The following is a 13856-nucleotide window of genomic DNA, read 5'->3' as shown; positions in this document are numbered from 1 at the left end:
ATAGTTCAGAGTATTCTGCCGTCGGCAGCCTTGTCCAATCGGTCTATCAATGCCATGCCAAGCCCTGTCCTCGGGGGAAGTTCGGCAACGATTGCCTGACAACCCAGTTCGTCAAAATCATGAAAACTGCGGTAAAGGTTTCTTGCGTAGCTGACGGTGTCCTCAAAATTCCTGACTATAATGCGCTCCGGTACTGGACTGGGATCCAGCAGACCCATGTAACCGATCTTCCCTGAAGGAAAGCGGGTCTCAATTGTTTCGATTGAAACTTCGCTCAGAAGATATACAGGCGCTTTTGGCTGGTAGTGTGCATATTTCATGCCGGGAGCCTCAGGTCGCTCCACTGTCTTTTTCTTAAAGGATGGAGTAATAACCTCATCCTTGCCAAGGGCTTCGACTATCATTTCGTATGTTACTGCACCAGGGCGGTAGATCTTGATTTTATTGTTTTCAAAGCCAAGAATAGTCGATTCAAGGCCTACATTACAGTCGCCTCCGTCAATAATTGCATCGACCCTTCCTTTCATTGAATCCATGACCATACGGAAGGTTGTCGGGCTGTTCCTGCCGCTCATATTTGCAGAGGGACCAGCGACTGGAATTTGTACAGCTTCCAGAAATCTTCTGGCAATGGGATGACTCGGGATTCTGATTCCTACGGTAGGGAGCCCTGCAGTTGCTGTATTGCAGATAAGGTCTGATTTAGGCAGCACTATTGTCAGCGGTCCAGGACTGAAACGCGCATACAGTTCTCTGGCTGCTTCCGGCAACACTGACACACAATTTTCCAGCTGATCAATTGAATACAGATGTACTATCAGAGGATTATCTTCGGGTCTGTTTTTTGCCTTGTAGATAGAGCTGCATGCTGTATCGTTGGAAGCGTCAGCCCCGATGCCGTAGACAGTCTCGGTAGGGAAAACCACCAGACCGCCTGAGAGAAGTATCCTGGCAGCATTGGCAATACTGTCCTCGGTAAAATATCTGGTTTCATGTTGAGTTTGATCTTGCACGTAATTATCCTATCAGAATTTCAGATCAGAAGAAAGTGCTTATATGTATATATAAATTTCACCATCACGAATATCTAGCTGATACGTTTTGACATCTGATGTAGCGGGAAGATCAAGAACCTTCCCGCTGCAGATTTCAAAACGTGACCCATGCTTGGGACAGTAAACAGTTCCATCTACCACCATGCCCTCTGCAAGTTCCGAGTATTCGTGCGAACAGACATTGTCCAGTGCAAAAATGCCGTCAGGAAGCTTGAAAAGTGCGACCTGTTTACGCTTGTGTCGAAACACGATAGAGCGCTGAAAATCATCTACATGTGCTGCACGGATCCATTTTGCCATAGCTTTAATTATACTCTTTCTGCAGTCTGTCCATGACCAGTGCGTTCAGCTGATTCTGAACGAAGCCAGGTGCCTGAACTGATACTTCAGCGAAAAAGCCTTCTACAAGGAGGGCTTTTGCTTCAACAGGATCAAATCCCCGTGACATAAGGTAAAAGATATAGCTTGGTTCAATTTTCCCGGTAGTCGAGCCGTGAGAACATTTTACATCGTTATTCTTGATTTCAAGTGTCGGTATGGATTCAGAAAAGGCACCGCTGTTGAGCACGAGATTGTTGTTTGTAAGATAGGCATCTGTTAATGCTGCCCCGGGTTTCACCTCGATCAGGCCCTGATATACGGTATGTGCTTCATCGCGTACAGCACCCTTGTAAAAGGTCTGGCTGCTTGCGTTCCGGCCGATATGGCGCTGTACAGTCCGCATATCAAAATGCTGTTCTTCTGAGCCGAAATATATACCGTTGAGTACAACATCGGTGCCGGAAGACTGCATATCAGCTTCAATACGACCTTTTACGAAATCAGCACCGAAATGGGCTTCAAAATGATGCATGCGGCTGGATTGATAAACGTCAAGACGTCCGAACCTGAGAACAGTACTCTCAAAATTTAGATCCTGCACAAGGAAATAATCAACAGCAGCGGATGGTGCTGAATTACCGTCGATTCCATGCGTGACAAGCACTGCATCATCCGGTGAGGAAGATCTGAAACGCTCAATTATCCTGAGTCTGCCGCCATCCTTTGTAAGCACTACAATATGTGGCGAACGGATCATGTCATCACCTGAAAACAGCTGATCAACAAGAACAGGTTTATCAAGCTCAAGAAATTCAGGTACTACCACGACAGTCAGACTGTCCATAAGGGCATAATGCCAGTATTGGGGACGCGAATCAGCCGCATCAAGGGAGGTGCGCAAAGCTGACTCGAGTGCCCCGGTAAGTGATTCGGGAAAAACTCCCCGACGGATATCGTCAAGACTGTATACTCCAAGCCCGTTTTCGGCAGCTTCGGGATCTACAGCGCGTAATACGAGCTCTCCATTCATGTATGCCACGTATGCGCTGAGGTCCTGTAAAGGAACTGCTGGTCCCGCCAGTTCAGCCATAGCGGTGCTTGCGGCAGCGCTGCCTGATTCGGCAGTTTCTATAGCCTGTGAAGGCATGAAGGGTAACTCGTATGACAGCTTGCCGAACTCAAGAAACGAAAGATCGCTTCGTCTCCATTCCTCATCAGCAGAACTATCCGGCCATGCAGAGTTCTGAAAAGCCTGTACCGCATCTTGCCGGAAGCTACCGAGCCATTCGGGTTCACCTGGTATTGAAGTAACAAATTCCTGTATGGCGTCTGTACCGGTGTAGTGTTTTGTATTGGTTATGCTCATGTATAAATCTCCTTGGCCGGTATTAGCCAACCGAACCTTCCATTTCAAGTTCAATCAGGCGGTTGAGCTCTACTGCATATTCCATAGGCAGTTGTTTTATAAGTGGATCCAGGAAACCATTTACAATCATTGTAGAAGCTTCTTCCTCATCGATTCCGCGGGTCATGAGGTAATGGAGCTGATCCTCACTGATCTTACTTACCTTTGCTTCATGCTCGATCGAGACATCGTCTGATTTGATTTCCATATAGGGATATGTATTGCTGATTGAATCTTCATCGAGAATCAATGCATCACATTCAACGTGAGACCTGACGTTCTCAAGGCCGTCATTGACCTTTAGCAGCCCCCGGTAGCTGGATGTACCACCATCCTTACTGATAGATTTACTGGTAACCACAGAACTGGTGTTACTCGCTGCATGTACCATCTTTGCACCGGTATCCTGCTCCTGACCCTTACCCGCAAATGCTATCGAAAGAACCTCGCCGTGAGCGCCTTCACCCATAAGGTATACTGCGGGGTATTTCATGGTGCGCTTGCTGCCCAGATTGCCATCTACCCATTCTACGGTTGCATTCTTATTGGCGATCGCCCGCTTGGTAACCAGATTGTATACATCTGAAGACCAGTTCTGGATTGTGCTGTAGCGGACACGCGCACCTTCAAGTGCAACTATCTCGACTACTGCGCTATGCAGACTGTCCTTGGTATATATAGGCGCAGTACATCCTTCAATATAGTGAACGAAGCTTCCCTTGTCCGCGATAATGAGTGTACGCTCGAACTGACCGAAACTTTCAGAATTAATCCGGAAGTAGGCCTGGAGTGGAACATCTACTTTTACGCCCGGTGGGATATAAACGAAACTTCCACCCGACCATACGGCACTGTTCAGAGCGGCAAATTTGTTATCATTATACGGAATAATGGTGCCGAAGTACTGCTGAACAAGTTCAGGGTATTTAAGAACAGCTTCTTCAGGAGCACAGAAAATAACACCTTTGTCTTCGAGTTCCTTCTGTATGCTGTGATATACTATTTCCGAGTCGTACTGGGCCCCTACACCGGCCAGGAATTTCTGCTCGGCCTCCGGTATTCCAAGTCTGTCATATGTTTTTCTGATATCATCCGGAAGATCATCCCAGCTGGCTTTGCTTTCCTCAGTAGGCTTGGCGTAATAATAGATATCGTCGAAATTTATAGCAGAAAGATCCCCGCCCCAATTAGGCATGGGTTTTTCCCTGAACGCCTTTAGTGACTGGATCCGGAAATCGAGCATCCACTGTGGCTCGTTCTTGTATCTGGATATCGCTCTGACAACCTCTTCTGTAAGTCCCTTTTCGGCCCTGAAGACCGAATTGTCGGGGAATGAAAAACCATGCTTGTATTCTCCAAGATCGATGTTTTCAGTTACTTCACTCATGCGTCCTCCTCTATGCCGTGCTGTTCCTTGACCCAGTCGTAGCCTTTTTCTTCAAGTGTAGTGACCAGATCCTCTGCTCCAGAGGTAACGATGCGGCCCTTATACATAATGTGTACATAATCAGGGCGGATATAATTAAGGATTCTCTGGTAATGAGTTATAATGAGTGCTCCGAAGTTATTCCCCTTCAGTGTGTTCACACCTTTGGAGACAACCTGCAATGCATCGATATCAAGACCTGAGTCGGTCTCATCGAGGACAGCAAAGTTAGGTTTCATGAGCATCATCTGTAGTATTTCCATCCGTTTTTTTTCACCACCCGAAAATCCCTGGTTCAGGTAACGGTTAATAAATTGCTGATCTATTTCCAGGAAGTCCATTGCAGCTCGAAGCTGCTTGATGTATTCCCTGGCGGTAATCTCACTTCCCAGAGATTCGTGTCTGATTTCAACTGCCCGTTTGAGAAATCTGCCGACAGTCACTCCGGGGATTTCAACCGGATACTGGAAAGCGAGAAACAATCCGAGGCGTGCCCGTTCATGCGCTTCAAGATCAAGGATGTTTGTTCCATCTACCAGAATTTCTCCACTGGTTACCTCGTAACTCGGGCTTCCGAAAATAATATTCGACAAGGTACTTTTTCCCGAACCGTTCGGGCCCATCAAGGCATGTATCTTGCCGCTTTCAAGCTCGAGATTAATGCCGTTCAATATCTGGGTATCTTCAATTTTTGCGTGTAAATCGCGGATCTCAATTTTCATGTTTTTCTCCTGTGTGTGTGTACTACTAGAATTAGATAGGATAGCCGAGTTCAAGCCTGGCTTCTTCACTCATGAACTCTATGCTCCAGGGAGGACTCCAGACCACCTGAGCTATGATTTCTACATCTTCGCCTGCAGCCTGCTGCAGATTATCATTGATATCCTGCATGATGACATCTGCAAGTGGACAGCCTGGTGATGTCAGGGTAAAATCGACCTCAATACTTTTTTCTTTCGGTTCAACTCTGTATACCAGTCCAATATCAACTATATTCAATCCAATTTCGGGATCAATAACTTCCCGCAGAGCATCAAGACATTCAGCTTTGGAAATCATGCTGCCTCCCTCTTAATTCTTTATACTAGTTATACTACTAAAAAGAGCATCTTTCGGAAAGAGTAAAAGTTAGGATTCCCTAAAAAAATACATCTATGCTAATATACACCAATGAATATCTGCTGTGTTACTGCTCATCCCGATGAAGAAAGCCTCACTGTCGCTGCTGCCGGCAGGCTTGTTTCAACGGCTCGACAGCAAGGCGCAGCCGTATGTGAAATAAATCTGTACAAAGAGGGCTTCGATCCCCTGCTTGGACTACCTGAACTAAGAAGGAAATTTCCGTTTGATTCACAGACCCAGCAATACATCCAGAAGTTTCAGGATAGCAAGCTGATTGTCCTCGTATACCCGGAATGGTGGGGCGGACCACCAGCCATATTGAAGGGCCTGTTGGACAGGGTGCTGAGGCCTGAAATCGCATATGGATTTACTGAAGGAGCCGGCCATACTGAATCCCATGGATTATGGGCAGATAAATCATTACAGCTTGTATTATGCAGTGACAGTACAGTCGAAACAGCAACTGAACGCGCGGAATGTCTTTTCGGTTCAATCAGTGATTTCTGTGCAATTAAATTACTTCCTCCGCAGGTATTTGCTCCGGTCTATGGGTCAAGCTCGAAACAGCGTCGTCAATGGCTCGATGAGATCGAATCATACTTTACTGACCTTATTCGTCATTCAGTTCAGCACTGATTTCTGCCGATAGTGAACACATGATTCGTATACTCCAGGATCTTATTGAAGCTTTTTTATGGCCGCCGGGGAATATTATTCTCCTGCTTCTCCTTGCAGTTCTACTTGTTACTGTATTCAGGAAGCGAAAACTGCCGGCCGTTATGTTGCTCTGCTTGACCGCTGCGGGAATTTATCTGTTTTCGACTGAGCTGGTTTCTTCTGCAATTCTTAAAAATCTGGAGAACAGGCATTCACATGTAGAGTTTACGGATGCAGGCCTGGAAGATTTTGCATACAGATTGATATCAGAGCAGGAAAATAAAGAGCGGGAAAGTCTGATCGTTGTATTGGGCGGCGGAACAGTTCCCGGCTCACCGGACAAAATAGGTATCCGCCCTGATGCCCTCAGCAGATTGAGTGCAGCATACCTGCTACATAGGCACACAGGATTTCCTGTACTTGTCAGCGGTGGCATTGTAAGGAATCGGGAAGAATCAATAAGTGAAGCCGAATTGTTTGCCGATTGGCTGACTGCAGCCGGCGTCGACCGGAAAGACATAATTATTGAAAACAGAAGCACCACAACCGCAGAAAATGCTTCACAGGTAATTAATCTTCTTCGTAATGAAAACCCGAAGCCAAAGTTGATTCTTGTAACCAGTGCATATCATATGCCAAGAAGTGTATACAGTTTCAGTGCCTATACAGGTGAGATTCTCACAGCGCCTGTTGATTTCAAGGCCGTGAGAAGCAGTCCGATTTTTCAATCTTTCCTACCTGATCTGAACAGCCTGCGGAACAGCTCCATAGCAATGAGGGAGTATCTCGGTTTGATAATTTACGCACTCCTGTCTAACTGATTTCCAGTCTGCGCAGCCGACGACCAAGTGCGTGAATAGAAATGTCAAGCATTTCAGCTGTTCTGGATTTGTTGTGCTTACATCTCTTCAGGGCCTCATTCAGCAAATCCCTTTCAAATGAATCGAGCAGGTCCAGACTGAGGTTATCACATGAACCCAGGAGCATGCTGAAGCTGCTGCAGTCATAATTCTGAACCTGAGGAACATCCTGTTTTTTCGATGAGACTGGAGCTGTCTGCTCTTGCATATCTGTTTTTTCAGGAATGAGGAGAGATTCAGCAGCCAGAACGGTACCTTCACACAGAATCATAGCACGCTCTATCATTCCTCTCAGTTCTCGTACATTGCCGGGGAAATCGTATTTCTGCAGCTGCACTAAAGCCTCAGGCGATATTCCTGTTACTTTTTTCCGGAATCGAGGATTGAACTCCCGGATGAAGTGCAGAACCAGTTCCTCGATATCCTCAAGACGTTCTCTCAAAGGCGGAATCCGTATTTCAAGTGTATTGATGCGATAATACAGATCACCTCTGAAGGTCTTTTCTGCTATCATTTCCGGAATATCCTGATTTGTTGCTGCAATCACGCGCAGGTTGACAGGTATTTCTCTGGTTCCTCCAATCCGTTTTACCTTTCGGTCCTCCAGTACCCTGAGTAGTTTCGTCTGGGCTTGAAGGGGCATGTCCCCTATCTCATCCAGAAAAAGTGTCCCGCCTTCGGCAACCTCAAAGTAACCAGCCTTGTCCTCAATTGCTCCAGTAAAAGCACCTTTTCGATGTCCAAAAAATTCACTCTCTATCAAGGTATCAGGAATAGCCGAGCAGTTAACCGGAACATAGGACAGACTGCCCCGAGGGCTGGCATAGTGGAGAACCCGGGCAATTAATTCTTTTCCGCAGCCGCTTTCACCGGTTATGAGTACGGATGTATCCGGTGATGCTGCAGCTTTCAAGGTTGTATCGATTACTTGTGTAATGGCCTTACTACTACCGACGATGTCAGCAATACTTCTCTGAAGATTGGTACTGACGGCATCAAACCTTCGTTCAAGTTTCTTGAGTTTTCCCTGAATATCAAGGAAGCGTTCTGTACGTTCAATTGCAGTACGAATTTCCAGTAAGCGGATCGGTTTATGGAAAAAATCGAATGCTCCGAGTTTCATGCTTTGCAGAACGGTATCACTGTCACCATGACCGGTGATCATAATTACTTCGGTAGCTGGATATCTGTTCTTGACGTCCTTAAGAACCTCCAGTCCGTCTTTTTCCGGAAGTCTGATATCAAGTACCATAATATCAATTTCCTGCTGACCAAGCAGTTCCATGGCAGCAGATGGACGCTCGGCTTCAAAAACAGCGTATCCAAAGTTTTCCAGAAATTCCTTGACCTCTGTACGGATAATTTCTTCGTCATCCAGTATCAACACATTCAGCATTCACCATCTCCTGCGATCGGCAGTCGGATCAATACCATAGTCCCATGCCCTTCATCGCTTTGTATTTCGATCTCTCCACCCATTTCCTGTATAATGCCATAAGTAACCGAAAGACCCAAGCCGGTACCTTTATCTACCGGTTTTGTAGTATAGAATGGATTGAATACCTGCTGAAGTAATTCGGCGGGTATTCCGGTCCCGTTATCGCTGATAATGATATTCAGACTATCTGCCGATGCTGCCTGCATTCGTAAAGTAATATGGGGGCGGTATTCACTGCTGTTATGGTGATTATGATTTTTCATTTCCAGCACCGCATCTTTGGCGTTCGTCAGTAGATTTAATACTGCCTGTTCCAGTCGATACAGGTTTCCACGGACACAGAATTCATCCAGGAGTTCGATCTCCAGTTCTATTCCATGTCCCCTATATTGTGACTGAACGAGGCTCAATGCGTTTCCAAGAGCTTCCGAACACTGGAATTTCAGTTGCTGCTCCTGCAGCTGTTCCCGGGAAAATGTTCGTACATGATCGATTATTGACCTGATGCGGTCTATGTAATCGTGAATATGTCCGGTTTTCTCTATGACATATTCGCTGCTTATATTTTTTCCTGGAATCTGTCCTGAGGACAGGAATTGTAGATTGTCAGCTGCCATAGAGATTCCTGTAAGAGGTTGATTGATTTCATGAGCCATACCGGCAGAGAGTTCGCCAAGTGCAGCCAGCTTCTCGGCTTGAATCAACAACTGTTCCTTTTTACTGCTTTCCTGCTGAACGCGCTTCATTTCTGTGACATCCTGGATAATTACTACCAGAAAATCAGGCTTGCGCTGATCCCCTTCACTCTGTACTCCGCCACCGCGCAGAACTGCAAATCGCTCTTCACCATTCCGTTTCTTATATCTGATTTCGAAAGACTCCCGTTCTGACCCCAGTATCAGTCTCCGGAAGTTTCTGGCGTATGAATGCATCTCATCAGGTGAAATAATAGCGCGGAAGTTCATGCGTCTCAGTTCGAGTGCGCTGTAGCCAAGCAGTTCACACAAACGGGGATTTGCATAAATAAAATCTCCACGGCGGGTGAATGCCCCGACACCGACAGGGGTATAATCCAGTACCAGGCTCAGAATTCTCTGATTCTCACGCAATTCCTTCTGCATGAGCAACTGAGCACTGACATCCCGAAAGACAAGCACACCACCGATCACATTGTCACCAGAGCGTATCGGCGCACCGTTTTCAGATACAGAACGCCTTGTGCCGAATCTGGTAATCAGTTCTCGTATTTCGGTTGTGTTTTCTTCGCTGTTAAAAAGAACATTTTCGAGTGACCATGAAACAACTGCCCCACTGTTAATATCCTGCAGTCTGGCAATCTCCCTCAGGTTCCGTCCGATAGCCTCATCCTGAGTCCATTCAACCAGGGACTCGGCTACACGATTCATCCTGGTGATTCTTCCTTCCGAATCTGTAACTATGATCCCGTCACCAATACTGTAGAGTGTGCGGTAGAGGTTCTCATTCAGATTCTGCAGCATTTTTTCTGTTTCACGGATCGAGGTAATATCATGCATTACGATCTGAAATCCGAATTCCATATCGAGATACTGTGGATGAATACTCATGTCCACCGATCGGCTCTCGATGGCGGAATTATTTCGATTCAGGTCCAGAGTGAGGCTTACTGTTTCCCCATCCACTGCCCGTTCAAACAAGGATTTCAATTCAGAAGGAGGCAGACTTGCAGTATGCAGCAGTAGTTCCTGAATATCGCGGCCGATCAGAAGATCCCGGGAGGAGGAGAAAAACTCTACTGCCTGCGGATTGCATTCCAGCAGCTGCATACCGGATGTAAGCAATATTGCATCTCTGGAATCAGAAAAAAGTCGCCTGAACCTGTCTTCTGAGACTTCCTGCCTGAATCTGGCTGTCCTGAGGCTGTTCAGCATGCGTTCGAGTCCCTGAATAATCACCTGACCTTCATGCCAGCGAAGCTGACGGAAATCCTTGAATTCCAGTGTGCCCAGAGGATCTCTGGTTATCTGAAGGAAAATACCGGTCAGTTCATTCGAGATAACAGTGAAAGGTTTCAAGGCAGCATAAAGTGCTGCAAGCATAATCAATACAATTATGCTTCCGAAAAACACCGACCTGAATATAACCTCGGAAATCGCTTGATGTATATCTGTTGTTAACAGGCTTACGCCGATGTACAGCTGCAGCTCAGGAATTCCCTGTACATATGCAATTCTGGAATGAACTTTTTCTTGTTCAACGACCTCGTAGGCAAGGAATCCGCTGGTTTCTTCACTGCGTGCAACCTCAATTAACTGATGCATGATGTCAATGCCATGGGCAAAGGAGTGCGGTATTCGATGATATTCTCGATCAGTCATTGCTGAAGGGAGTACGATGGGCGAAAGTTCATAGGTGCCGATAAAAAAATAGCTCTCTCCATCCTGTTCGGTAAAGCGGAGATCAAGTATGGAAAACAGCACGTCTTCTCTAGCCCTGGCAAAGCTGATATCACCCCTGCGGTACTGCTTCAGGACTGGATCCAGACTGTGCACACCGACCTCAACGATTCGCATGATCTCGTTTCTTCGTAAATCGATATAGTGATCGACATGTATATTGGCCTGTACAATAATCATTGCGAATACGGAAACAACGATGATTCCCATTGAGAAGAAAAACCTTCCTCGGCTGCTGTGCATTATTTCCGATATTCGCATGTTAAAAATCAGTCCTTTACCCGGTTTGCTGTTTCATCAATAAATGCAGCAATGTCTTTGAGAATCTCAAATGGAATTGTATGTGGCCCGCTGAAATATGCAAGCTCACCGCAAAAAACACCACTTTCAGAAAGCAGTTCCTGTAGTTCCTCAGCACCTACAATATCGAGAATTGCATCCTGCCGGCCATGCGACTGATATACTGGTACCTGTATGTCTTTTCCCCATCTGGACGGCAGTTCAGAAGCAAGTGCTGCCCAGCGCTCACGTGCTACCAGGGCACCGGATAATATCATCAATCCTGCAGGTGGTTTTGGGGCTCTGAGAGCAGTTTCAACCGCAATCATGGCGCCCTGACTGAATCCTCCCAGTATGATCTTGCTCCAATCCATTCCTGTATCTTCAATAAATGCAAGAAGCTCATCCGCCGAAAGTTTCATGTCTGGCGGATCAATCCTGCTCAGACCAAGAAAATAGTCACCGGTAAGTGCTTTCATAATTTCCGGCTCATTCCGCGGGAACCAGGCAGTGCCATTTTTCATACCGTTCATTACTATTTCATAAGGGGCTTGTGGATAAAGATAGTCCACAACAGCGCTCGTATGCATCTCATTACTGAGACTCATGAGATCGTGAGCATCAGCTCCAAATCCATGAAGTAAAAAGCAGTGTATGTCACAGTCAGCTAAATCACGGGCGTAAACCTTGAGTTGTTTAGTCATTTTTTCCCTTCCTTTCAAGAAACGTTTGCGTATTTCCGTTTCGACCAGTATTATGAGTACTATAATAAAGACAAAACTGGAGTTTGGTAATGGTTAAAGCAATTTTTCTCGTCGCCGGAATCGGCGGCGGTCTCACCGCGCTTATCTTCGCTTTACTTCGAACGCGCTGGATCTATAAGCAGGATCCGGGCAGTGATGAACTAAAACGGATTAGCGGTTTTGTTTCTGAAGGGGCAATGGCATTTCTCTACCGGGAATACCGGGTGCTCATTCCTTTTGTGGTTATAGTTACTGCCTTTCTGGCAGTTGCAAATACAGGATCTCTGCGTATGCAGTCACTGGCTTTTCTGGTCGGTGCGCTTGCTTCAGCTCTTGCTGGTTTTATTGGAATGAAGGTAGCAACGGCTGCTAATTCCCGCACTACTCATGCTGCGATGCGTGGTCTTAATCCTGCTCTGAAGGTAGCATTTTCAGGCGGGGCAGTTATGGGCATGAGTGTGGTAGGCCTGGTTCTGCTGGGATCCAGCATCATACTTCTTATTGGTTTCTTTCTTTATGGTGATGATCCGGATACTATCTCCGGCGTTATCCTTCCTATTCTCTCCGGCTTTTCTCTCGGGGCCAGTTCCATTGCATTGTTCTCGAGGGTCGGTGGCGGAATTTTTACCAAGGCAGCGGATGTAGGTGCTGACCTGGTAGGTAAGGTAGAGGCAGGAATTCCTGAGGATGATCCCAGAAACCCGGCTGTTATCGCCGATAATGTCGGCGATAACGTAGGCGACGTGGCGGGGATGGGTGCTGACCTCTTTGAAAGCTTTGTCGGTTCGCTTGTCGGAAGTATGATTCTTGCTCTGACGGTAGATGCTCCTGTCGATATGAGGCTGAGGTTGTTCTCCTTCCCGATAATACTGAGTGCAATCGGCCTGTTTTCTTCGATTATTGGTGTGTTTCTGGTCAGGGCAAAACCTGGAGGATCACCCCAAAAGGCATTAAACACAGGTACATTCGGAGCATCTATTATTGCTGCTCTTCTGACCATTCCGGCTGCAGCGATCCTGCTGTCCGGTGAGCAGTTTGCTGGTGCTGGATTATGGGAGCTTGTCGGAAGCGTAATGGTCGGTCTGGTCGCAGGTGTTGCCATTGGTATTCTGACAGAGATGTTTACTGGAACCAATACATATCCAGTAAAGAAGATCGTTGAAAGCTGTAATACAGGGGCTGCAACAACCATAATCACCGGAATTGGCATGGGTATGATGTCCAGCCTGTTTCCCATACTGATTATCGGTGTTACTATTCTTGTAAGTCATGCCCTGACAGGTCTATTCGGTATAGCAATCGCTGCCCTGGGCATGTTGATAACACTGGGGGTTCAGCTTGCAGTCGATGCATACGGACCGATCGCTGATAACGCAGGCGGATTGGCTGTTATGTCCGGCTACCCTGCAAGCGTTCGTGAAATAACCGATGAACTGGATGCTGTAGGAAATACCACTGCCGCAATCGGTAAGGGCTTCGCTATTGGTTCTGCTGCTTTGACTGCGATTATTCTTTTTACCAGTTTTCGTGAGCAGTCAGGAGCCGGGGTAATAGACCTTATGGATGTCCGTGTTCTGGTTGGACTTATGCTGGGAGCCGTCATTCCTTACCTGTTCAGTGCACTCAGTATGAATGCGATAGGCAAGGCTGCATTTTTAATGATTGAAGAAGTCAGAAGGCAATTCCGGGAGAAACCCGGGATACTGCTGGATACTGAAGTTCCTGACTACGGGCGTTGTGTGGATATCAGTACCGCAAGCGCACTTCGCCAGATGCTTCTACCTGGAATAATCGCCTCACTTACACCGGTCATCGTAGGATTTACCGGCGGCATAGATATGCTGGTGGGGCTTCTTGTCGGGGTAACCGCGTCGGGTGTTGTGCTGGCGATTTTTATGGCGAATTCCGGTGGTGCCTGGGATAACGCAAAAAAAATGATAGAAGCTGGAGCTGGAGGCGGACGAGGCTCCGATGCACATAAAGCTTCTGTGGTCGGTGATACTGTTGGTGATCCTTTCAAGGATACCGCAGGTCCTGCACTCAATATACTTATCAAACTTATGGCCGTTGTCAGCCTGGTAATTGCGCCAATGCTGAATTCCTATTGGGGGTAAA

Annotated in this window: 12 protein-coding genes; 3 read left to right on the top strand and 9 right to left on the bottom strand. The window is 46.7% G+C overall.

Translation table 11 applies throughout. The features are described from left to right. Nucleotides 1–5 precede the first annotated feature (5 nt). From ACYQ2L_RS14565 to ACYQ2L_RS14540, 6 genes are read right to left on the bottom strand one after another with little or no spacing between them, the layout of a single operon-like run. Entirely contained in the window at nt 6–1013 is a 1008-nt protein-coding gene (locus ACYQ2L_RS14565; RefSeq protein ID WP_460057198.1) for an L-threonylcarbamoyladenylate synthase, read from the bottom strand. Nucleotides 1014–1052: 39 nt separating this feature from the next. Further along, nucleotides 1053–1355 (bottom strand): Rieske (2Fe-2S) protein, encoded by a 303-nt coding sequence (locus tag ACYQ2L_RS14560; protein ID WP_460057196.1) that lies wholly within the window; start codon nt 1353–1355, stop codon nt 1053–1055. A gap of 4 nt (nt 1356–1359) precedes the next feature. Beyond that, a complete protein-coding gene (locus tag ACYQ2L_RS14555; RefSeq protein WP_460057194.1) occupies nt 1360–2742 on the bottom strand; it encodes a SufB/SufD family protein in 1383 nt (460 codons plus the stop codon). Nucleotides 2743–2764: 22 nt separating this feature from the next. Beyond that, nucleotides 2765–4168 (bottom strand): Fe-S cluster assembly protein SufB, encoded by a 1404-nt coding sequence (gene sufB / locus ACYQ2L_RS14550; protein ID WP_460057191.1) that lies wholly within the window; start codon nt 4166–4168, stop codon nt 2765–2767. After that, nucleotides 4165–4929 (bottom strand): Fe-S cluster assembly ATPase SufC, encoded by a 765-nt coding sequence (sufC, locus tag ACYQ2L_RS14545; protein WP_460057189.1) that lies wholly within the window; start codon nt 4927–4929, stop codon nt 4165–4167. Before sufC ends, sufB begins: the two co-directional genes overlap by 4 nt. Nucleotides 4930–4960: 31 nt before the next feature. Beyond that, nucleotides 4961–5266 carry a metal-sulfur cluster assembly factor gene (locus ACYQ2L_RS14540; RefSeq protein ID WP_460057187.1) on the bottom strand — a complete coding sequence of 102 codons (306 nt, stop codon included), beginning with the start codon at nt 5264–5266 and terminating at the stop codon, nt 4961–4963. Between the two features lie 111 nt (nt 5267–5377). Here ACYQ2L_RS14540 and ACYQ2L_RS14535 point away from each other — a divergent pair, with 111 nt between their 5' ends. Beyond that, the gene (locus ACYQ2L_RS14535) at nt 5378–5965 is read left to right on the top strand and encodes an NAD(P)H-dependent oxidoreductase (RefSeq protein ID WP_460057184.1); all 588 of its coding nucleotides are present in this window, start codon (nt 5378–5380) and stop codon (nt 5963–5965) included. Between the two features lie 20 nt (nt 5966–5985). Continuing rightward, nucleotides 5986–6807, top strand: a complete 822-nt coding sequence (locus ACYQ2L_RS14530) for a YdcF family protein (RefSeq protein WP_460057182.1) — start codon at nt 5986–5988, stop codon at nt 6805–6807. Here the strand turns inward: ACYQ2L_RS14530 and ACYQ2L_RS14525 are convergent. Genes ACYQ2L_RS14525 through ACYQ2L_RS14515 form a run of 3 tightly spaced genes read right to left on the bottom strand, consistent with a single transcriptional unit; the run spans nt 6800 to nt 11702 of the window. After that, nucleotides 6800–8242, bottom strand: coding sequence for a sigma-54-dependent transcriptional regulator (locus tag ACYQ2L_RS14525; protein WP_460057180.1), 1443 nt, complete (start codon nt 8240–8242; stop codon nt 6800–6802). The genes ACYQ2L_RS14530 and ACYQ2L_RS14525 overlap by 8 nt on opposite strands. Then, a complete protein-coding gene (locus ACYQ2L_RS14520; protein WP_460057178.1) occupies nt 8236–10980 on the bottom strand; it encodes a PAS domain S-box protein in 2745 nt (914 codons plus the stop codon). The genes ACYQ2L_RS14525 and ACYQ2L_RS14520 overlap by 7 nt, the downstream gene beginning before the upstream one ends. Nucleotides 10981–10988: 8 nt before the next feature. Next, entirely contained in the window at nt 10989–11702 is a 714-nt protein-coding gene (locus tag ACYQ2L_RS14515; protein WP_460057176.1) for an alpha/beta hydrolase, read from the bottom strand. An 89-nt stretch (nt 11703–11791) separates the two neighbouring features. On the opposite strand from ACYQ2L_RS14515, the gene ACYQ2L_RS14510 reads away from it, so the two are divergent. Beyond that, nucleotides 11792–13855 (top strand): sodium-translocating pyrophosphatase, encoded by a 2064-nt coding sequence (locus ACYQ2L_RS14510; protein ID WP_460057174.1) that lies wholly within the window; start codon nt 11792–11794, stop codon nt 13853–13855. Nucleotide 13856 lies beyond the last annotated feature (1 nt).

Source organism: Spirochaeta dissipatitropha, assembly GCF_054657935.1.
This window is presented reverse-complemented; position numbering and strand designations above follow the sequence as displayed.

Bases quoted from the DNA above. Each gene is read 5' to 3' on its own strand.
- ACYQ2L_RS14560 (WP_460057196.1), bottom strand. From the start codon at position 1,355: ATGGCAAAATGGATCCGTGCAGCACATGTAGATGATTTTCAGCGCTCT.
- ACYQ2L_RS14555 (WP_460057194.1), bottom strand. From the start codon at position 2,742: ATGAGCATAACCAATACAAAACACTACACCGGTACAGACGCCATACAG.
- sufB (WP_460057191.1), bottom strand. From the start codon at position 4,168: ATGAGTGAAGTAACTGAAAACATCGATCTTGGAGAATACAAGCATGGT.
- sufC (WP_460057189.1), bottom strand. From the start codon at position 4,929: ATGAAAATTGAGATCCGCGATTTACACGCAAAAATTGAAGATACCCAG.
- ACYQ2L_RS14540 (WP_460057187.1), bottom strand. From the start codon at position 5,266: ATGATTTCCAAAGCTGAATGTCTTGATGCTCTGCGGGAAGTTATTGAT.
- ACYQ2L_RS14535 (WP_460057184.1), top strand. From the start codon at position 5,378: ATGAATATCTGCTGTGTTACTGCTCATCCCGATGAAGAAAGCCTCACT.
- ACYQ2L_RS14530 (WP_460057182.1), top strand. From the start codon at position 5,986: ATGATTCGTATACTCCAGGATCTTATTGAAGCTTTTTTATGGCCGCCG.
- ACYQ2L_RS14525 (WP_460057180.1), bottom strand. From the start codon at position 8,242: ATGCTGAATGTGTTGATACTGGATGACGAAGAAATTATCCGTACAGAG.
- ACYQ2L_RS14520 (WP_460057178.1), bottom strand. From the start codon at position 10,980: ATGCGAATATCGGAAATAATGCACAGCAGCCGAGGAAGGTTTTTCTTC.
- ACYQ2L_RS14515 (WP_460057176.1), bottom strand. From the start codon at position 11,702: ATGACTAAACAACTCAAGGTTTACGCCCGTGATTTAGCTGACTGTGAC.
- ACYQ2L_RS14510 (WP_460057174.1), top strand. From the start codon at position 11,792: ATGGTTAAAGCAATTTTTCTCGTCGCCGGAATCGGCGGCGGTCTCACC.